At 69.3% G+C, this 18,379-nt stretch carries 19 protein-coding genes and 5 pseudogenes; 13 read left to right on the forward strand and 11 right to left on the reverse strand.

Going from position 1 to position 18,379, the window contains the following annotated elements:
- The first annotated feature begins 94 nt into the window (after positions 1–94).
- From ACWF79_RS05940 to ACWF79_RS05955, 4 genes are all read left to right on the forward strand, one after another.
- The gene (locus tag ACWF79_RS05940; protein WP_453726808.1) at positions 95–586 is read left to right on the forward strand and encodes a DUF2975 domain-containing protein; all 492 of its coding nucleotides are present in this window, start codon (positions 95–97) and stop codon (positions 584–586) included.
- Entirely contained in the window at positions 586–807 is a 222-nt protein-coding gene (locus tag ACWF79_RS05945) for a helix-turn-helix domain-containing protein (protein ID WP_453726809.1), read from the forward strand. The genes ACWF79_RS05940 and ACWF79_RS05945 overlap by 1 nt, the downstream gene beginning before the upstream one ends.
- Positions 808–1,185: 378 nt before the next feature.
- The gene (locus ACWF79_RS05950; RefSeq protein ID WP_453726810.1) at positions 1,186–1,404 is read left to right on the forward strand and encodes a hypothetical protein; all 219 of its coding nucleotides are present in this window, start codon (positions 1,186–1,188) and stop codon (positions 1,402–1,404) included.
- Between the two features lie 3 nt (positions 1,405–1,407).
- Entirely contained in the window at positions 1,408–1,626 is a 219-nt protein-coding gene (locus ACWF79_RS05955) for a hypothetical protein (RefSeq protein WP_453726811.1), read from the forward strand.
- A 51-nt stretch (positions 1,627–1,677) separates the two neighbouring features.
- Here the strand turns inward: ACWF79_RS05955 and ACWF79_RS05960 are convergent.
- Together ACWF79_RS05960 and ACWF79_RS05965 are read right to left on the reverse strand one after the other, a co-directional pair.
- Positions 1,678–2,031: pseudogene (locus ACWF79_RS05960) on the reverse strand (transposase); the annotation flags it as partial.
- Positions 2,032–2,273: 242 nt separating this feature from the next.
- Positions 2,274–2,816: a GNAT family N-acetyltransferase gene (locus ACWF79_RS05965; protein WP_453726905.1), complete on the reverse strand. Its 543-nt coding sequence runs from the start codon at positions 2,814–2,816 to the stop codon at positions 2,274–2,276.
- Between the two features lie 27 nt (positions 2,817–2,843).
- On the opposite strand from ACWF79_RS05965, the pseudogene ACWF79_RS05970 reads away from it, so the two are divergent.
- Positions 2,844–3,310: pseudogene (locus tag ACWF79_RS05970) on the forward strand (ATP-binding protein); the annotation flags it as partial.
- A 16-nt stretch (positions 3,311–3,326) separates the two neighbouring features.
- On the opposite strand, the gene ACWF79_RS05975 reads toward ACWF79_RS05970, so the two are convergent.
- Complete coding sequence (locus ACWF79_RS05975) at positions 3,327–3,800, reverse strand: hypothetical protein (protein WP_453726812.1); 474 nt, start codon at positions 3,798–3,800, stop codon at positions 3,327–3,329.
- Positions 3,801–4,340: 540 nt separating this feature from the next.
- On the reverse strand, positions 4,341–5,888 hold the full coding sequence (locus ACWF79_RS05980) for a class I adenylate-forming enzyme family protein (protein WP_453726813.1): 1,548 nt from the start codon (positions 5,886–5,888) through the stop codon (positions 4,341–4,343).
- Between the two features lie 262 nt (positions 5,889–6,150).
- On the opposite strand from ACWF79_RS05980, the gene ACWF79_RS05985 reads away from it, so the two are divergent.
- Positions 6,151–7,032, forward strand: a complete 882-nt coding sequence (locus tag ACWF79_RS05985) for an alpha/beta fold hydrolase (protein ID WP_453726814.1) — start codon at positions 6,151–6,153, stop codon at positions 7,030–7,032.
- A gap of 171 nt (positions 7,033–7,203) precedes the next feature.
- Here ACWF79_RS05985 and ACWF79_RS05990 read toward each other — a convergent pair whose 3' ends face one another.
- The 4 genes from ACWF79_RS05990 to ACWF79_RS06005 form a co-directional block, all read right to left on the reverse strand.
- Positions 7,204–7,593, reverse strand: a complete 390-nt coding sequence (locus ACWF79_RS05990; RefSeq protein WP_453726815.1) for a GntR family transcriptional regulator — start codon at positions 7,591–7,593, stop codon at positions 7,204–7,206.
- A complete protein-coding gene (locus tag ACWF79_RS05995; protein ID WP_453726816.1) occupies positions 7,590–8,294 on the reverse strand; it encodes a hypothetical protein in 705 nt (234 codons plus the stop codon). The genes ACWF79_RS05990 and ACWF79_RS05995 overlap by 4 nt, the downstream gene beginning before the upstream one ends.
- Positions 8,295–8,608: 314 nt before the next feature.
- The gene (locus ACWF79_RS06000; RefSeq protein WP_453726817.1) at positions 8,609–8,764 is read right to left on the reverse strand and encodes a hypothetical protein; all 156 of its coding nucleotides are present in this window, start codon (positions 8,762–8,764) and stop codon (positions 8,609–8,611) included.
- Between the two features lie 782 nt (positions 8,765–9,546).
- Complete coding sequence (locus ACWF79_RS06005; RefSeq protein WP_453726906.1) at positions 9,547–10,236, reverse strand: DUF6882 domain-containing protein; 690 nt, start codon at positions 10,234–10,236, stop codon at positions 9,547–9,549.
- Positions 10,237–10,460: 224 nt separating this feature from the next.
- On the opposite strand from ACWF79_RS06005, the pseudogene ACWF79_RS06010 reads away from it, so the two are divergent.
- Positions 10,461–11,941: pseudogene (locus ACWF79_RS06010) on the forward strand (glycoside hydrolase family 15 protein); the annotation flags it as partial.
- A 1,039-nt stretch (positions 11,942–12,980) separates the two neighbouring features.
- Positions 12,981–13,193 (forward strand): annotated as a pseudogene (locus tag ACWF79_RS06015) (hypothetical protein); the annotation flags it as partial.
- Between the two features lie 251 nt (positions 13,194–13,444).
- Here ACWF79_RS06015 and ACWF79_RS06020 read toward each other — a convergent pair.
- Entirely contained in the window at positions 13,445–14,077 is a 633-nt protein-coding gene (locus tag ACWF79_RS06020) for a hypothetical protein (RefSeq protein ID WP_453726818.1), read from the reverse strand.
- 2 nt (positions 14,078–14,079) lie between these two features.
- On the opposite strand from ACWF79_RS06020, the pseudogene ACWF79_RS06025 reads away from it, so the two are divergent.
- Positions 14,080–14,457 (forward strand): annotated as a pseudogene (locus tag ACWF79_RS06025) (OsmC family protein); the annotation flags it as partial.
- 219 nt (positions 14,458–14,676) lie between these two features.
- Positions 14,677–15,033 (forward strand): STAS domain-containing protein, encoded by a 357-nt coding sequence (locus ACWF79_RS06030; protein ID WP_453726819.1) that lies wholly within the window; start codon positions 14,677–14,679, stop codon positions 15,031–15,033.
- 78 nt (positions 15,034–15,111) lie between these two features.
- Here the strand turns inward: ACWF79_RS06030 and ACWF79_RS06035 are convergent, their stop codons facing one another.
- The gene (locus tag ACWF79_RS06035; RefSeq protein WP_453726820.1) at positions 15,112–16,065 is read right to left on the reverse strand and encodes a VanZ family protein; all 954 of its coding nucleotides are present in this window, start codon (positions 16,063–16,065) and stop codon (positions 15,112–15,114) included.
- A gap of 242 nt (positions 16,066–16,307) precedes the next feature.
- Here ACWF79_RS06035 and ACWF79_RS06040 point away from each other — a divergent pair, with 242 nt between their 5' ends.
- From ACWF79_RS06040 to ACWF79_RS06050, 3 genes are all read left to right on the forward strand, one after another.
- Positions 16,308–16,973: a DUF4230 domain-containing protein gene (locus tag ACWF79_RS06040; protein ID WP_453726821.1), complete on the forward strand. Its 666-nt coding sequence runs from the start codon at positions 16,308–16,310 to the stop codon at positions 16,971–16,973.
- Between the two features lie 141 nt (positions 16,974–17,114).
- Positions 17,115–17,261: a hypothetical protein gene (locus ACWF79_RS06045; protein WP_453726822.1), complete on the forward strand. Its 147-nt coding sequence runs from the start codon at positions 17,115–17,117 to the stop codon at positions 17,259–17,261.
- Positions 17,262–17,380: 119 nt separating this feature from the next.
- Positions 17,381–17,815: an SRPBCC family protein gene (locus ACWF79_RS06050; RefSeq protein WP_453726823.1), complete on the forward strand. Its 435-nt coding sequence runs from the start codon at positions 17,381–17,383 to the stop codon at positions 17,813–17,815.
- An 82-nt stretch (positions 17,816–17,897) separates the two neighbouring features.
- On the opposite strand, the gene ACWF79_RS06055 is transcribed toward ACWF79_RS06050, so the two are convergent.
- Positions 17,898–18,332 carry a hypothetical protein gene (locus ACWF79_RS06055; RefSeq protein WP_453726824.1) on the reverse strand — a complete coding sequence of 145 codons (435 nt, stop codon included), beginning with the start codon at positions 18,330–18,332 and terminating at the stop codon, positions 17,898–17,900.
- Between the last annotated feature and the right edge of the window lie 47 nt (positions 18,333–18,379).

Raw genomic sequence — 18,379 nt, forward strand, 5'->3', positions numbered from 1 at the left:
GGTGCGAGTCCGCCGCCCGCCCTCCCACACAGCCCTTGTTTTCACCTATCGATATTCGATAGATTCCCATCGTGGCTCGATGGGAGGATGGGGCATGGGAAAGCTGACAGTGCGCGCGCTGCGCGCCGTGCTCGTGGTGGTGCTCACCGGCACGGTGTTCGTGCAGGCATCGATGGTGTGGGCGTTGACCAGTGGGAGTGACCCCGAGGACGGGTCGCTCCCCTTGACCCCCCTGCGCGTGATCACGATCCTGGGCATCGGGACGGCCCAGGTCGCCCTGGTCTGTGTATGGCGACTGGTAACGATGGTGCGACGCGGAACCGTGTTCTCCCACGCCGCTTTCCGGTACGTGGACGGCATCATCGGCGCGATCGTTGCGGCTGCTCTCGTGTGGTTCACGGTCACAGCCATCAATGCGCCCGGCCAGCGGGACGACCCGGGCGTCACCCTCATCATGGGCGGGATCGGCGTGGCCATCCTGGGAGTCGCGCTCATCGTGCTCGTGCTGCGGATGCTGCTCGCCCAGGCCGTCGCCCGTGACGTCGAAGCGGCTCAGATGCAAGCTGAGTTGGACGAGGTGATCTGATGCCGATCGCCGTCGACATCGACGTGATGCTGGCCAGGCGGAAGATGTCCGTGGGCGAACTCGCAGACCGCGTCGGGATCACGCCCGCCAACCTGGCGGTACTCAAGAACGGCCGCGCCAAGGCGGTGCGCTTTTCGACGCTCGCCGCGCTCTGCGAGGTGCTCGAGTGCCAGCCAGGAGAACTGCTTCGCTGGGAGGCCGAGGGCACCACGGGCGAATGAACCGTGCCTGCCGGCGCGGCATCGCCGATCCCGCTCTGCTTCGACCAACCCCGTGAGCGTGCCGGGGCCGTACTCCGCGGGACATCCGGGGGTAGGCGAGCTCCTCCATCTGGCGCTGGCCATGACCCTGCTGGCGACCCTCGGACATCCTCTGCAACTCGCGCTGGAACGCGTCCTGGAGGACGGCTGGTCTTCGCGGCGCGCGGCGGACCTGTCGCGGAGGCGGCAGGCAGGCCGCCGCGCCCGCCAGGCCGCCGATGAGGAGCTGCCGTCCGGTGAGGTCACCGGGGCCCGGTTCCAGGCGGCGGGCCAGGCCGGTACCCGGCTGCGGCGCCTGTTCCCGCGTGCGGCCGTGCTGCGGCCCACTGCTCTCGGCATGTGCTGGCAGCCACCGAGACCGGCGCGGGGGAGCCCTATTGCCTCGACGCCCTCGTCGCCTGGCCGCGCCTCTACCCGCTGTTCCCCGCGGACACCAGGCGGACCGTCGACGACCGGCGGGACAACATGGACGTCGCCGCCCGCCTCGCGGTGATCATGGCCGCCACGGCTTCGGTGACCGCGGGCCTTCTGGGCGCCTCGGGTTGGTGGCTCCTGTAGGCGTTGATCCCGCTGGCGGTCGCGCGCGTCTCCCACAGCGGCGCGGTTCATACCGCCGTCGCCTACGGCGAGAGCGTCCGGGCGGCCGTGGACTGCATCGGTTCGCCCTGCTGGACGCTCTCCGCCTGCCGCCCTCCTCCCGACTTCGCTGCGGAGCGGCTGCTGAACACGCAGCTCAGCAAGCTGAGGCGCCAGGGCGTCCCCAAGCCCGAGACGGTGTAAGAGCACCCCGCACGGCTCGAAGCGATCCGGCTGGAGGGCGATCAGCGGGCGCTGCGCGTCCAGCACGCACGCGCTCGGTTCGGCGTCGTGGCCCTCGGCTTCCCGGACCAGTCGCCCCAGCACGCCGTTGAGTTGGTCGAAGGCGCCGTCCTTCTGCCAGGCGGCGAAGTACCCGTAGACCGTCTCTCACGGCGCGAAGTCGTGCGGCAGGTACCTCCACGGGATGCCGGTGCGGTCGACGTAGAGGACGGCATCCATGATCCGCCGCAGATCGTGCTCGGGCGGCCGGCCTACGTCCAGGTCATTGCCTCGTCGTTCGGCCTGCCAGGTCGACAGAACGGGCTCCATCAACTCCCACCGGGCATCGGGCAAGTCACTCGGATACGGCCGCTGTCGTTGGCGCATGTTCCGGTAGTACCGCCGACAGGCCCCTCGGTTACAGGGCGCAAACGGGGGTGAGGGGGGGCGCCTTGAGATCAGACAGGAGCGAAGGAACCGAAACGCACCCACGATCGTCATCATCGGCCACGGATGTCCGTGACCGGCTGCCCCAGCCACCCCGAGCCGGTCGGCCACCCAGAACGCCACCAAACACGCCTCATGGGGCAGAATGCTCTTTCACAAGCTGTTTCTGAAGTTGGAGCAGCTCAGAGCGGGGCGAGGAGCATGAGGATCTCGTCGCGATCGTCGCCTGCGCTGAGGCGGAGGGCGGCAGGCCATCGGCCGATCTCCTTCCAGCCGAGTTGCCCGTAGAAGTCCTCGAGGCCAACGCCGCCGCGGGCGGCGAGGTGCAGCTGTTCCAGACCCATCTCGTCCCTTGCGACTCTGTGCACCTCTGCCATGAGAGCCCGTCCGATGCCCAGTCCTCGTAGGGCAGTTCGGGTCTGGACGTGGTGGAGGGTTCCCCAGTGCGCGATCAGCTGGAACCGGTCGCGGCGGACGTTGAGCCAGCCTGCGAGTTCTCCGTTCATGGTCGCCGTGAGGATTCGGCTGGTGTCGGGGGAGAGCTGATCGACTATGCGATCGAGGGCCGGCGTCACCGTGGCCGCGTCGACGGGCGGGAACGGGAAACCTGCGGCGCCGCCTGCGTTGGTGACCTCGACCCAGCACTCGGCGAGAGCGCGTCGGAGCTCGGGGCTGGCATCACCGGGCAGCGTGAGCTGCTTGAAGACGAGGGAGTCAGGAGTCACCCAGAAATCATCGCAGCGGCCTATGACAAGAAGGGCCTGCCGCTCTGCCTCATCGGCGACTCCGGCACCGGCAAGTCCCACCTGCTGATCGCACTGGGCACCGAAGCCGCGATGGCCGGCTTTCGGGTCAAGTACGTCCTGGCGACGAAGCTGGTCAACGAGCTCGTCGAGGCCGCCGACGAGAAGCAGCTGACCAAGACCATCGCCCGCTACGGCCGCGTCGACCTGCTCTGCATCGACGAGCTGGGCTACATGGAACTCGACCGCCGCGGCGCCGAACTACTCTTCCAGGTCCTTACCGAGCGCGAGGAGAAAACAGCGTCGCCATCGCCTCCATCGAGTCCTTCTCGGGCTGGACCAAGATGTTCACAGACCCCCGCCTCTGCGCGGCCATCGTCGACCGCCTCACCTTCGGCGGCAACATCATCGAAACCGGCACCGACTCCTACCGCCTCGCCACCACCCGCGCCCAAGCGGAAAGAGCAGCCGTCTGAGCGCAGTCCGCCTGCTCTATCGAACTGGCCCGCACTCATCGACGATCAGGGTCGGCTCCGACAGGAAGACATCCCGGTCGACGGGGCCATAAGCGATGTTGAACGTGTCGAGCCAGTACGACCACCCGCGGATTCCCAGGGCGCTGGTGAACCGGTAGTTCAACTGCCAGCGGACCCACTGCCCGGGAAGCAGTCGAACTGCCGGCGGCCTGCGCGGCCGAGGAGGCAAGCCGAAGAGCGGCTCCACACGAGCTAGCACTCGGAGCCGATCGCCTTCGTCCCGCAGGCTGACACCGATCTCGCGAAGGTCCTTCTGGCTCGAACGCAGCTCGAAGCCGTCACGCTCGGACATCTGGACGAAGTGGGCAAACCCAGGGGGCACCTGAGGCAACGAGAAGCAGACCGGCGCCGCGTTCCTGCGGGCAGCGGCCTCCCCGCCCCGAGACTGCTTCGTCCAGGACGTCTTGATCCACTGCACCGTGATGTCCATTGCACCTGCCTTTCGCCGAGAGCCTACGGTCAACATTTGCTTGACGTCACTCAGGTTCCGACGCAACTGCCTGCTGCCAGTTCTCAGCAACATTCCAGAGGCTTAAAGACCCAAACCGCTCTCCGAAACCGCCTACAAGCGCTCTCCGGTCTCACCTACGCAGTCAGTGGCTACAAAGCTGCGTTGGGGGCTGACGGCCGACCCCTCCGAGATGGACGCCCTCGCCGTCTTCGCCCACGGCGACTGCGCCGAGACCGCGGTCATCTTCACACCCGTCCCGTAGCCACACCGTCTCGACAGCGAGGATGTCCATGGCTCCCAGGCCAGAGCGTGAACGTGGGGGCCACGAACGCGTGGCGGGGTCCAGTCGAGACCACCGGTGAGGTGACGAACCGCGCACACCGTAGAGGGGATAAACGGTCACTCGACGGTCCGGTCGCCCTCCAACGCCTTACAGGTCTGCTCGGTGCTCAGGAGTTGTTCTGGCCGGGGAAGCGGTCCCTCAAGGGGGTGCGCGCTGCTGGCGCCGATGGGGTGCTGTCAGGTGAGCTGGCTTCGAAGCTGGTTCTTGTCCGGTTTGCCGATGGCGGTGCGTGGGATGTCCGCGACGAAGTGGATGGTGCTGGGTGCGTATGCGCGGGTGAGCTGGGTGGTGATGTGGGCGCGGACTTCTTCGGGGGTGATCCGGTGCTCTTGGGCTGGCACGATGGCGGCGTGGATGTGTTCGGCCGCGTCTTCGTCGCAGACGCCGAAGACGGCGCACTGTGCAATGGCCGGGTGGGTCAGCAATACGGCTTCGATCTCGCTGGGGTAGATGCCGCCGCCGGGAACCTTGATGAGGTCGTTGGAGCGCCCCACGAGGAAGAGGTAGCCGTTGTCGTCAAGGTATCCGATGTCTCCGGTGCGGACCCAGCCGTCCCGCATGGTCTGAGCGGTGAGTTCCGGCTGCTTCCAGTAGCCGCGCATCATTCCGGGGGAGCGGGCGTAGATCTCGCCTTGGTGGCCCGCGGGAAGAGGCAGGCCGTTGGCGTCACGGATGACGAGTGCGACTTCGGGCATGGGACGGCCCACGGTGATCTGGCCATGGTGGCCGACCAGGAGGTGTTCTTCGGGCCGGACCTCGGTGAGGCCGAGGGTCTCGCTCTGCCCGTACCAGCTGTGCAGTACGGGCCCGAAGACTTCTGCGGCGCGGTCGAGCCGGGCGGCTGACGCGGGACTGCCGCCGTAGGTGATGCGCTTGATGCTGGAGACGTCCGTGGTGGCCAGGGACGGGTGATCGAGCAGCTGGTGCAGCAGCGGCGGGAGTAGCCACAGGTGGGTGACGCTTTCGCGTTCCACTGCGGCCAGGGTCGCGCCGGCGTCGAAGGCGGGCTCCAGGACCACGCTGCCGCCCTGCAGGAGCGTCACGTCGGCGCACAGGCCGGCGACGTGGGACAGCGGGGTGTTGGCGAGAAACCGCGGCGGATCGCCTGCATCGACGTGCAGGCTGTTGAGGCAGCGCTTGTACTGGCCGTGGGTGACCTGCAGGGCTTTGGGGACACCGGTGGTGCCGCTGGTGTGACGGATGCACCAGTCGGCGTGGGGGTCGGCGTGTCCGCCCAAGGGGTCGGGAGCGTGGAGGGCAGCTGCGGCGACGAGATCTTCGCAGCCGGGGACCGGGCCGAGTGACGCCACCGCGGGGATGCCGACCAGGGACAGCAGGGGGCCCAGGTCGGCGTGCCGGCTCGAATCGACGAGCAGCAGGCGCGTGTCGACGTCGCCGACGATGTGTGCAAGGGCCTTGGGTGGCATGACGTCATAGAGGTAGACGAGCCGGGCACCGGCCAGGGGTACCGCATAGCGGGCGGCCAGGGCGAGTGGTGTGTTGCCGGTGAGCAAGGACACTGTCTGGCCCGGTCCGATCCCGCGTGCTCGCATGGCGCGTGCCAGACGGCAGGTGAGGGCGGACAGTTCGCCCGCGGAGACGGGACTGCGGTCAGCGGTGAGGAGGGCAGGCCGGTCGGGGTGCCGCGCCAGGACCTGCAGGAGGTCCTCGGCGTAGCCGGTGAAACCGCGGTCGGTCCCCGTTGCCCGCTGATTTTGTGACATGTCTGCTCCGGCGGGTTGTGTGCGTCGTGCGCGGCCTGCGGATGGGCGGGCCATGCACGAGGACAACGACCCGGCCACGCGACCGGTGCGGCCGGATTCGGTCGCAGCCTGGGCGTTACGCGTGTCACTTGCGGGCCGGGCTGAGCGCACCACACGTTGGTGTGGGGCGAGGGCCGGCGGCGAGAACCATGTCAGGGGCACGTCGTTGATCCACGGTAAGCGTCCACATCGTCTGGAGTTCGTCCTCGTGACCGTCGATCAAGTGCACCGATTCTTATTCTCCGGCTTCGGCTACCAGTGCCGTGTCGTGCAGTGCCCCGCCCCCAGCACGGAGCCGATCGTCGTGATCGGCGGTGCCTTCCAGAACATGCACTCCTACCGGCGGCTGGAAGGGCCTTGGGCGCAAACCGCTCCGGTCATCAGTGTGGAGCTGCCCGGTTCCGGGAACGCTGACCAGCTGCCGGCGACGTACGGGTTCGACTTTCTCGCCGACGCCCTGACCGACCTCCTCGACCGCCTGGGCCTCGACCGAGTCAACCTCCTGGCCGTCTCCTACGGAGTGCCGGTCGCCTACCACCTTGCCCAGCGCGCCCCCGGCCGCCTGTCCCGCCTTGCCCTTATGGGAGCCGCCTCCGTCTACCCGCCGGAGGGGCTGGAGGGGCTACGGGCCATGGCGGACGCGCTCGCCTCGGGGGACGCCGATGAATATGTCCGCCGCAGCGCGGAGGCGCTCATGGCTCCGGCCGACCGCACGGTGCGTAATCGGGCCGCCGTCACCCGCGTGCTGGCCCGCGACATGGCGGCCATCACGGGACCGGACTTCGAGCGTCACCTGGCGTCCATCCGTCGAGTGCTCGACTGGCCGGGGCTGCCCGACGGCGGCGTGAGCGGCGTCCCGGCCCTCTGTTTCACCGGCGAGCACGACACCCTCACTCGCCCCGGCCTGGGCCGTGAGGCCGCTGCCACCATCGACGGCAGCATCTTCACCCTCGTCCGCGACACCGACCATCTGCTGGCACTCGAACGACGCCGAGAGGTCGGCGAACTCGTCCTGCGCTTCTTCACGGACCAGCCCCTCGACGACTTGGACTGCCTCACCCCGCTCGAGCACCCCACGCGGCGGCTTCCCGCCGGAGTCGCATGAAGCCGGACGGAAAGAAGACCGCCCGCCGGAGCCACCGCCCGGGGGCCCGAAGGACTGACCCTGTCGCGCCGTTCCAGGAGTGACGCTCCAGGCGCTCTGGATGAGCAGCGCGCCGGATAGCGCTTAGTGTCTAATTCTCAACCTGATGCGCCGACATGTGGTCTGTCTGCGTCACGGCTTGTCGCGACTTGCGAGGGCATGCCGGATCGCGGCGAGGGCTTCCTCGTCGCTGGCATTGAGCTGTCTGGCGGCAGCCGCGTAGTTGCTTGCGTGCTCCGCCAGCTTCGCCTTGATGTCGGTGGTGGCCGACGGGGCAATGACCTGAGTACCAGAGCCTCGGCGACTCCTGACAAGGCCTGCGGCTTCGAGTTCGCGGTAGGCCCGCACCACGGTGTTGTTAGCAAGCCCGAGGTCGGAGGCAAGCTGGCGCACGGACGGCAGCCTGGCCCCCTGACCCAGCCGACCGACGGAGATGAGATCAGCCAGCTGTGCGCGGAGTTGCTCATACGGAGGGACAGGGGACGCATGGTTGACGCTGATACTGATGCCGTTGGTCGTCATGGCCGAGCCTTGAGGTAGGCCTGCGGCAGCAATAGGACGCACAGACAGTGACCCGCGGTCGGTGCCGAGATGAGGGCCGCGATAGCCATCCCCGCGAGGGCCACGTCGTTCGTCGCGCCCCCGCAGGGCACGCCCAGCACCCCGACGGCCATCGCCGAGGAAACGGCGAAGAGAGGGGCGCTCACCAGCACTCCCCATGCACCGACAGCCGCCCGGGCGTCGATGCGGCGTTGATCGTCGCTCCCGGAGCGTAGGGTGACACGGCGCAGGAGCAGTGCGCAGGCAACGGTACCGAGGGCGAGACCGCCGAGAGCCGGCCAGGTGTAGTACGGGCCCGGCCAGGGTGAGAGCAGGTAAGTGCCCGCCGAACATGTGACGGACACAGCACGCCCTGAACGACCGTCAGAGTCCGCCGAGGCCGTCGTGGTGGCGACGATCAGCAGAACCAGCAAGGCGACAGCCTGCGCGGCCAATGCAGCCGTCAGAGATCGGGGAGCGTAGTCCCGGATTCGGCGCGGAGTCACTTCGGCTGCTCGTAGCCAGCGAGGGCTTGGTCGTGCGATGACGTCCGCTGCAAGCACGCCAGCCATGACACACAGACCGAACACGGGAAATCCGTACAGCAGGTCCACATCAGGCTCAGGACTGAAGGTGACCAGCGCGTTGACAGCCAGACCGGTCGCCGCGCCGGCCCATCGCACAGGGGTATTCAACCCCGCCCGCCAAGGGCCTTCCGTTCTTGCAGCAGGCATGCCGATTCCCTTCCCTCTCACAAGGTGTATTAACTACCTGACACAATTACCCAAGGGTTGAACTGTGTCAAGGAGTTGACACACTTGGCACAGGTCGCCGCCGTCCGGCAGCCTTCTGGACTTGCCGGAGTTCGTATCAGGCGCAGGGTCATCAGAGTGACGAGTGATCAGGTCAGACTCGGGGTGCAGTGGCAGAACCTGGGTGCCTTGCGCTGGCATCAGCAGTTCGGCGGGGAGGGAGGCCAGAGTCGGCTGAGGAGTAGTCAGCCGACGGGCCGGTTCTTCTTCGTCCAGCTGTCGGCGCGGGGGCCCTTCCGGGCCACGCGCCGGGTCATGAGAGTGATGAATGCCCAGTTCAGGTGGGCTTCGGCGTGCTGGGGCAGCCGTTCGTAGCCCCGGCAGTTGCGGCGGGCGTTCATCCAGGCCGTCACCGACCTGACCCGCGACCTGCACCGAACCGAGCAGAACAGCGCCTCCGTCGCCATCGACGACGCAAGCGGATCACCACACTCCCGGCGGTACCGCCGGCCCACCCCGCCAGACGCCACAACCCAGATCATCCAGCCGTACGCCCCTCACGGCCAGCGTTCAACAACACCTACTTATGAAGCCGGAGGCCGCGCGTGCCACCTTGGCGGAGCTCACTCTGAGTTCGGCCGCCCCGTTGCAGCCGAAAGCCCTTCGCCAAACCAGGTACGAGGTGCGCCGCCACGGCAGACAGTCGTGGCACGCATGGATGTCGTACGAGTTGCCGTCGTCGTCGAACGCGCTGAGATCAACGCAACCGACCGGTGCCCGGTAGGTGACGTCCTGTTGGCCCTGCGGCCTAAGCGGAGCGCAGCACGATGGTTGTCACCACGTCGGCGCACTACCTGTCGCCAGGGGCGCGCGAAGCATGACGGTGTCATCGGCTGCGGCGCTCAGCCGTCTCAGCGGACACCGTCATGTCCGCCTTGCGCGGCCGGGGTCCCGGCGATCGTCGACGGCCGTCTCAACACTTTCCAGACCTTCGTCTTCGGAGACCTGCTGCCCGCGTCAGCGGCTGCCAGGATCGCGGAGCGATCCCTGCGCAAGGCTGCGCTCGGAAGCTGAATTTCCGCGCCCAACGTCCGCGACCGCGAATCCGGCAAGGACGTCCTCATCTCCCTGGTCGAACACGTCCTCACCCAGGAACTCACCCCGGCCTGACGGGCGGTTTGGGTCAGCCGGTGACCGTGAGCCGGATGTTGCCGATCCGCCCCATCCCGTCGAAGGAGACAACGGCGGCGTTCCCGGTCGGCAGATCGGCGATCAACCGGTCGCCTTCCACGCGCTGCGGCACCCCGTGGTGCTCGAAGTAACCCGTGACGGCCTGTCGCGGCGAACGCCCGATGAGTGAGACCCCGGCCATGAGCACGCGCGGCAGGGCGACCGGATCGAGCTGGGCGCTCGGCACCTTCGGGTCGTCTGGCAGGAAGTACACCTGGGTGCCGGGTCCGGCGGGCTGCCCGATATACCCGGGAGTGTTGGCTACCCCCATCCCCGCGAAGGCAAGCATCTCGGCGGCCCGTCGAGGATCGTCGAACCCGGACAGATCGAGTTCCTCCGTGGTGAACTCACGAATCCCGTGCGCCTGCCCGTACCGTGCCACGGCAGCGGACAACGCCACGACCTCACTCCCGCCGAGGCCCGAATTTGCCCAGCCCCACAGCCAGGTACCCCCCTTCATGTCGTACGTCCCAAGGACACCGACCCGTAGCTCCACTTCCCCCTGCCGGTACGAACACGTCGGCAGGTCCGCGCTCCACGGCGCCTCGGGCAGGAACTCCATGAGTGCCTCGAGCTGAGCGGCGCCCCAAACGGAATGCCGTTCCGCCTCGAGCAGGAACTGGTCGCTGAATCCCTTTGTCATGATCACGAGCGTAGGGGGCGAGACCCAACGACGGGTAGCCGGGCTCCGTTCCCCCGTTCTTCATTGGCTCCGCAATGGGGCCTCCGGCCTTCGGGTCCGGCATGAGTTCCCCCTTGTTGCAGCTGATGATCCGGGTTGGTGTCACCGGGTCCGGAGGCATCGGCGGACCGCTGATGAGGGGCTTGAGCACCGGCTTTACCCGAGCCGGAAGAGCTCTCCGTAACGCCGTCGACGGCACCGCCGACTGGTGGTGCACGCCCAGGTTCGACTCGCCCAGCGTGTTCGCCTCGCTGCTCGACAGCGACCGAGCGGGTTTCTGCCGCCTGGCCGCCGATGTCGGCCGCGACGTCACCGTCCGACAGCTCTACCTTCCCGACACTGCCATTCTCATCACCCGTTTCATGGCCCCGAGCGGGGTCGGTGAAGTCGTCGACTTCATGCCGCCCGACCCCTCGCCGACGCCGTCCGCCAGGCACCGGCTGATTCGGGTGGCGCGGGTGGTACGCGGGAGGATGCCGTTCGAGCTGATCTGCCGGCCCCGCTTCGACTAGGGCCGGGCCTCACACCACCTGACCCGTCTCGACGACGGGTCGGTGCTCTTCCGCGGCCCCGGCACGGATCTGCATCTGCAGGCCACCACCACGATCGCCCGGCATCCGGACGGCACGGAGGTGTCCGCTCGCTCCACGCTGCATGCTGGGGAGCGCACCGCCGTGGTCCTCACCGCTGAGTCCGGCGAGCCGGGCACGCTGAGCGGGCGGCCAGGGGGGACGGCCCCCGGCGTCCACACGGTCAGCACCGAGCTTGAGGCGTGCGCCGCGTTCTGGCTGGACTGGCTGCGTGCCTCCCGCTACCGCGGCCGCTGGCACGAAATGGTCACCCGCTCGGCCATCACCCTCAAGCTCCTCACCTACGCTCCCACGGGCGCCCCGATCGGTGCCGCCACCATGGGCCTGCCCGACCACATCGGCTGGGAGCGCAACTGGGACTACCGCTACACCTGGGTCCGCGACGCTTCTATGTCGGTGCGGTCCCTGATCGGCCTCGGCTTCACCGCGGAGGCGAACGCCTTCCGCCGGTGGCGGCGCGAGCGCCTGGACGCCGGAGGCACCGCCTCCGGAGAACCGCTGGAGATCATGTGCCGCGTCGACGGGGAACCGCACCTGACCGAGGAGTTGCTGGACCACCTGGAGGGCTATCGCCGCTCCGCCCCGGTACGGGCCGGAAACGCCGCCGCCGACCAGATCCAGCTCGACATCTACGGCGAGGCTGCCTACGCCTTCGTCCAGGCGGAGGACATCGGCACTGTCCGCGGCTGGCATGCCTTCGCAGGCGTCATCGACTGGCTCACCGACCACTGGGACCGCCCCGACGAGGGCATCTGGGAGACGCGTGGCGGCCGTCAAACTTCACCTACAGCCGGCTCATGACCTGGGTCGCCTTCGACCGCGCGGCCAAACTCGCCACCGCGCACTCCCGCGCCGGCGACCTGACCCGATGGCTGGAGGCCCGCGACGCGGTCCTGCGGCAGATCGTCGATCACGGCTGGAATGAAGAACGGCGGGCATTCGTCCAGCACTACGACACCGACGTTCTCGACGCCTCCCTGCTCCTGATGCCCAAGGTGGGCTTCCTCGCCCCCACCGACCCCGACTGGCTGACCACCCTCGATGCCATGGACAGCGAACTCGTCAGCGACAGCCTCCGGGGGCGAGCGCCGGGGCGACGGCGGACTGAGGGCTGCGGCCTGGGGCGCAGGTCGCGGTGGACGAGGTTACGAACCCCCTGTGAACGCGATGGCGTGGTCAACGGCCCACTGGCGAAACGTTCGCGGCGCCGTCCCGAGGATGTCGGCCACCGCAGTGGTGATGTACGCGGGCTGTCCGACCGCCGCACTCCACGCGGCGAGCAGCATGTCGACGGCCGAGCTGGGCACCGTACCCTCGCACAGGCTTCGGAACTGGTCTGGCGTTACCTCCTCGAATGCGATCCGGCGTGCCGACTCGGCAGCGCCGTAAGGCCACCGGACGACTTCGCCGGCCCGGATCGCGGGAGCCCACCAGACCAGCGAGTTCGACGCGAACATCCCCGGCCGGATGATCGTCGACTCGAGCCCGGTGGCCGCGATGAACCGCTCGATGTCGGCGTGCAGATCCGCCATGGGATTGGGCTGCTGGAAGAGGGGGTCAGCTGGCACCTGCTCCACTCACTCGCCTGCGCCGTCGAACGGACGGCCCATCAGCACCGCGTCTGCCTGCGCAAAGACGCCGAGGCCGACGATGCGGACCAGCCCCAGGAGCCGTCGAACCCCGCGTCCCTGGCGGCGCTGATCGGGCCACCGGAACCGAGCGACCCGCCGGACGGGCAGTTGCTGGCCCGCGTCCGTCAGCGGCACACCGACATTCACCAGCTGCGCGAACGCGGCTGGACGATCAGCGCGATCGCCGCCCGTCTGGGTCGGGACCGCAAGACGGTGTCTGACCACCGACCTCGACCAGGTCCTCGCCTCGGCTCGCGAGCGCCGCCCCAATGGCCACAGCATCAACCGCTTCAAGCTATGCCTGCAACACCGCTTCCGCGGCGGCGCGACGAACGCCGCGGCTCTCTTCCGTGAGATCCGCGAGCGCGGCTACCAGGGCAGCCGCGTCGTGGTCACCAATTACATCGAGACCCTTCGCGCCGGCACCGCCACCCCCGAACCGCCGCAGCCGATCCCCAGCCCTCGCCGGATCACCACCTGGATCATGCGCCACCCGGACGCCCTGACCGACGGCCAGCGCCACCAGCTCGACCGTATCCTGGACGCCTGCCCCGACCTGGCCACCGCCCGCGACCTTGCCCACGAGTTCAGTGCTATCGCCCGCGAACGCCGAGGCCAGGACCGCACAAACTGGATGTCTCGAGCCCTCGACCAAGGTCCACAACCGATCCGGGGCTTCGCCGCCTTCCTCGAGAACGACTGGGCCGCCGTCGTCAACGGCCTCACCCTGCCCTGGAGCTCCGGCGCCGTCGAAGCACCAGGTCACGCGGATCAAACTGATCAAGCGCCGGTCATATGGGCGGGCGTCCTTCGCTCTCCTGCGCACGCTGGTCGTCGCTCAGCCGCCGTGAGCGTCAGAACGACAGAACAGCCTCGTGACCGTGTGGCCTCGGATACCGCCGACACGGCGGGCGTCAGAGCGCCACTGGTCGAAGTGACCGGCCTGCTCTACCACCGCTGCCCAGGCCCGATGACCGTGAGCCCCGCCTGCTCGGCGAGCCACTGCGCGTACGGCTCCCTCGTCTGGCGGCCGTCGACGCTGACGCTGCGGACATGGACGAGGACGGTGTGATCATCGGCGGGCTCATCGAGATCGCGGGTGCGCGTGTTGAAGAGGAGCGTCACCTCAGCGTGCTTGGACTCGCCGTGAAAACCCACCTCGGGCGCGTCCGGCCAGCACAGCGAATCCCAGTTGATCTCGCCCCTGTTCGAACCGATCGCCGCCGTGAAGGCGTCCTCGATGCTGCCGACGGACAGATCGAGCAGCTCACACTCCACCGGCAGCCGTCCTTCGTATGCGGCCGGGTCGGTGGGCAGACCGGGCCCCTGCACGCCGACGACCAGCGCGGGCTGCTCCTCCCACGGCACCCCGTCGAACTCGTGGTACTCCTCGCGCCCCCGGAACCATCCTTCGGGCAGTTCCTTGCCCAGCCGCCGCACCTCGTCGACGGAACAGAGCTCCACGGCCACGGAGACCCGCGAGTACGTGCAGCGACCGAACTCCATGAGGCGGCGCGCGGTGCTCAGGGCGAGTGCGAGGTCGGGAGTACGGAAGACGGGATAGGCGACGTCGTTGGACATGCCTGCGCTGTGCCACGCCCCGTCATCGCGGCGCATCGCGATTTCCGACGATCGTGGGCCGGTTCGGTCCGTGGCCCGCCGACACCGGATTCACTCCTGTGGAACTGCTGCTCGCCGCGATCGGCGGCTGTTCCGCGGCCGATGTCGACGTGGCGACCTCGCGGCATGCGGATCCGATCGTGTTCTCCCTCTCCGTCAGCGGGGACAAGGTCCAGGACGAGCAGGGCGGCAACCTGCTGACGGGCCTGGAGGTGGCCTTCACCGTCGGCTTCCCCGACGGGGAGGGCGGGGACCGGGCCCGCGCGATCCTGCCCCGTGCCGTGAAGAGCTCCCACGACAAGCTCTGCACGGTCAGCCGCACGGTGGAGGCCGGCACCCCGTCACGACGAGGATCGTCGAACGGGACGGGCCGGAGCCCGCCCCGGGCGGGCACTCGCCAGCGCGCTGACTCCGGCCACCGGCCGGCCGGCCTCCGTCCAGTCGTGGATGCTCGGCCATCCATGCAGTCCCGTGCTCCGCTGCGTCCGCCCCACGCATAGCGCCGCGTCCCGTGGGCATCTGCGTCTGCACAACAGTGGTCGTGGAGACAAGGAGCGCCCGTGCTGCCCTTCGAGGTGACCGAGAGCGGTGTACTGATCATCCGTCTGCGTGCCGACCTGGACATAGCAGGGCGGGCCCCCGCCGCGTGGGCGATCGACGGCAGCCTCACCGCCCACCGGTCCGCGCCCGTCGTACTGGAACTGTCCGAAGCTCCGGTGAGCGACGCGGCGGTCAGCACGGTCGTACGGGCCCACCGCATGTGCCGGTACGCGGACGTACCGCTGGCCGTCGTGGCCGCGGACCCCGAAGCACGCCGGAGGCTGGCCGCCGCAGCCGTGACGGAGGCGCTGGACGTCCATGACAGCCGCGCGCAGGCCGTCGCGGCGCTGTCGGCCCCGGTGGCCGCGGCGGCCTGACGCGCCGGAGCAGCTGCTGCGGCAGCTCTTCCCGCCCGACGCCCGCGGGGGCCGTGGTCCCCGCGGGCGTCGACGCGTCTACCGAGTCGGCTTCTTGCCGGTGCCGTGGCCGTCCCCGCCCTGTTCGGCCGTGCGGCGCTGGGCGGCGGTGCTGGGGCTCAGTGCGTCGCCGACCTCGCCATCCCCGTCGCCGGGGACGAGGGCGTCCTCCGCTTCCCGGCGGGCCGCGCGGTCGCCGCTCTCCCCGGGGGCCTCGGAGGGCGGGCTCGGCTTGCGGTGTTCCTTCTCTGCCACGGTGATCCCTTTCGTTCGGGGCGTTACTGTCGCGTACGCGGCGCGCGGGCTGCCGGAGCCCCGCGTCGGACGCCGACCCCCACGTACCCCGTGATCGGCACCGGCACGCGGGGGTGCGCCGTTGCCCGGCGTTTCCCCGCACCGTGCCACCTGGACGGCGCAGCCCCTGAGGACGGGGCGTCGTCCACCCGGGTGCCGGCGGTGCCGCCGCATCACTTGGGTCCTGGGCCTTCTGCGGTCGGCTCGACCAGCGGCGTGCACACGCCGGAAGCGCGGGCAGGGACGCGGTCGCCGCGGCGGGTCAGGCGGTGACACCAGTTGCGGCGGCACGGGTGGACGGCGCGACCCATTCCGGCGGCCGAGGACGAGATAGCCGAGAAGGGCGCCGGTGACGTTCAGGAGGACATCGTCCACGTCGAAGGCCCGTCCGGTGACCAGGGAGCCCTGGATGAGTTCCACCAGGGTCATCACCACCGCCGTCACCGCCGCCACCCGCACCAGCCCGCGCGCTTGCGGAATGAGCACCGGCAGGAGCACGCCGAAGGGCAGGCCCAGCAGAACGTTGCCGCCGAGCTGTTTGGCGGCTTCCCGAACGGACGCGCCGTCGAGGTAGAGGCTGATCGAGGCGCCCGGGCGGGTATAGCTGTGCACCACGCCGGCCGAAGCCGCCGAGGGCTCCAGGGTCACGCCCGCCAGGATCAGGCTGAACAGCACCGTCCCGACGAAGGCGGCCAGCATCGCAAGGGCTCGTACCACCGGACGGCCGGGGGGCGGGCCACGGAGACGGTCTCCCGCGCCCGCTCCCTGCGTTCCGCCCACGCGGCTCGCTCCGCCCGCTTCGCCCGCCGCATCGCGGCGAGTTCCTTGCGTACGTCCATGTGACGGCTCCCTCGGTGACCGGCTCCTACGGTGGATGCCCGTGTACTCGCTGACGGGACCACCGTGCGGATGAGCACCAACTGACGGGGAATCCGAACCCCATGGACTCCACGGAGAAGAACCACGTGCCGAGCCGGCTGCGCAGAGCGGCCGGCCGGAGCGCTCTCGCCCTCCTCGTCGCCGCCGCTCTCGCGGTCCTCGCGGTGGCGTTCCTCCCGCTGCCCGGCCTGGGCGACCTCTTCGGCACGCGCACCCACGACCGGACGGGCCCGGCCGTGCTCAAGTCCCTGCGCGACATGAGCCGTCTGGAGGGTGCGGCCGGCGACTACCAGGTCGTGGTGGACCTCGAACACGACGCGCCCTTCCTCCCGGACAGCATCCGCGGTACCCGCACCCTCTACGTCGGCGCCGGCTCCGTCTCGGCCTATGTCGAGCTGGGCGCGCTCGACCAGCAGGCCGTGACGGTCGACTCCGACCGGACCGCCGTCACGCTGAAGCTGCCCCGGGCCACGCTCGGCACGCCGGTGCTCGACCCGGCACGCTCGTACGCCGTGTCCAAGCAGCGCGGTCTGCTCGACCGGCTCGGCGACTTCTTCTCGGACAACCCGGCGGGTGAACAGGCCGTACAGCGGATCGCCGTGCAGCGCATCGACGAGGCGGCGAAAGCGAGCGGACTCACGCAGCGCGCCGAACAGAACACGACCGCGGTCCTGGAAGGCCTGCTGAGTTCCCTGGGCTTCACGAAGGTCACGGTCTCCTATGCCTGACGGACGGCTCGGCGGGTCCCCCCGGGGGAGGGTGGATCCATGAACAAGGCCTGGACTCGCGTGGCACCGCCCCGCGGTTTCGACGGGAGGGGCCGGGGCACACGACCTGGCATCACAGGCACTACACGGGAGGGCTCAGACATGTCCGGACTGTTCGCGAAGATCAAGCAGTTCAGCCGCAGCCCGCAGGGGCAGCGGACGATCGCTTCGGTGCGGCGGGCGGCCGCCGACCCGCGCAAGCGGGAACAGGCCCGCGGGATGCTCAGGCGACTTCGCGGCACGCGCTGACCGCGGCCGTAGCGCCAAAGCGCCGTGGCGCTCCTCGCGTTCGGGCACGGAAGCCGGAGTGGACCGGATCCGGTAGCCGCAGGCACCACCGCTCGCACCCTAAGAAGGAGAAGGTACTCATGACGTCCTCGCTGCTGGAAGCCGTCGACATAAAGGCGCCCGTGTCCGTGAGCTGGGCCCTGTGGCAGGACGTCGAGCGCTGGCCCACCTTCCTCAGCCACGTCCGCCACGTCGTGCGGCTCGACGCGTCCACCTTCGCCTGGCAGGTGTCCCTGCCCGGCGCGGACAAGCAGTTCGTGGCCGAACTCGCCGAGGTGGTTCCCGAGGAACGCATCGCCTGGCACACCACCGAGGGGGTCCATCACGCCGGCGTGGTCACCTTCCACCGCCTCAGCGCGACGGAGAGCCGGGTCACGCTCCAGATCGAGTACGACCCTAAGGGCTTCATCGAGCACCTGGGTGCGCTCACCAACCTGGACTCGGTCCTGGCCAACTACGACCTGGGCGAGTTCCAGGCCCTCGCGGAGCACGAGGCGGCACGCACCCGACCGTAGCTCCCGCGTCACCCGGTCGCTTCGACGGCCGGTCCCCCGTGGCGCAGGAGTCGGCCGGCGGCGCCGGCGGCGGGTGAGGGGTTCAGGCGAGGAAGCGCTCGATGGCCTCGCGGGCGCGGGCGCGCGAGGCCGCGGCGTCGGACAGGGCCCGGGCCATGGCCTCGGTCCACTGGTCCAGGCCGACGGGGCGCCGCGACAGTACGATGCCCCGCACCTCGTGGCAGATCTCGCCGGCCACCTGGCCCCGCGCCAGCCGCAGCGAGAGCCGCTGTTCGCCGAGGACGAGGTCCAGTGCGGCGACCGTACCCGGGCACCCGGCCAGCCGTTCGGCGGGGGTGCGCCAGCGCTCGACCCGCACGGATCCGGGGGGCAGCAGATCCGCCAGGTTCGCGGACAGCACGCCGGCGTAGAGCTGGGCCCTGCCCCCGCCCTCGCCCGCGCGGATGAGCTCGCCCTCACCATAGCCGCCTACGAGACGGCCACCCAGAACGGGTTCGGCAGTCTCCTGGCGGACCACGCGGTCATCACCTGCCTGCTCCGGCGTGAGACTCTCGACGACACCCT

The organism is Streptomyces sp. NPDC054975, from assembly GCF_053609105.1.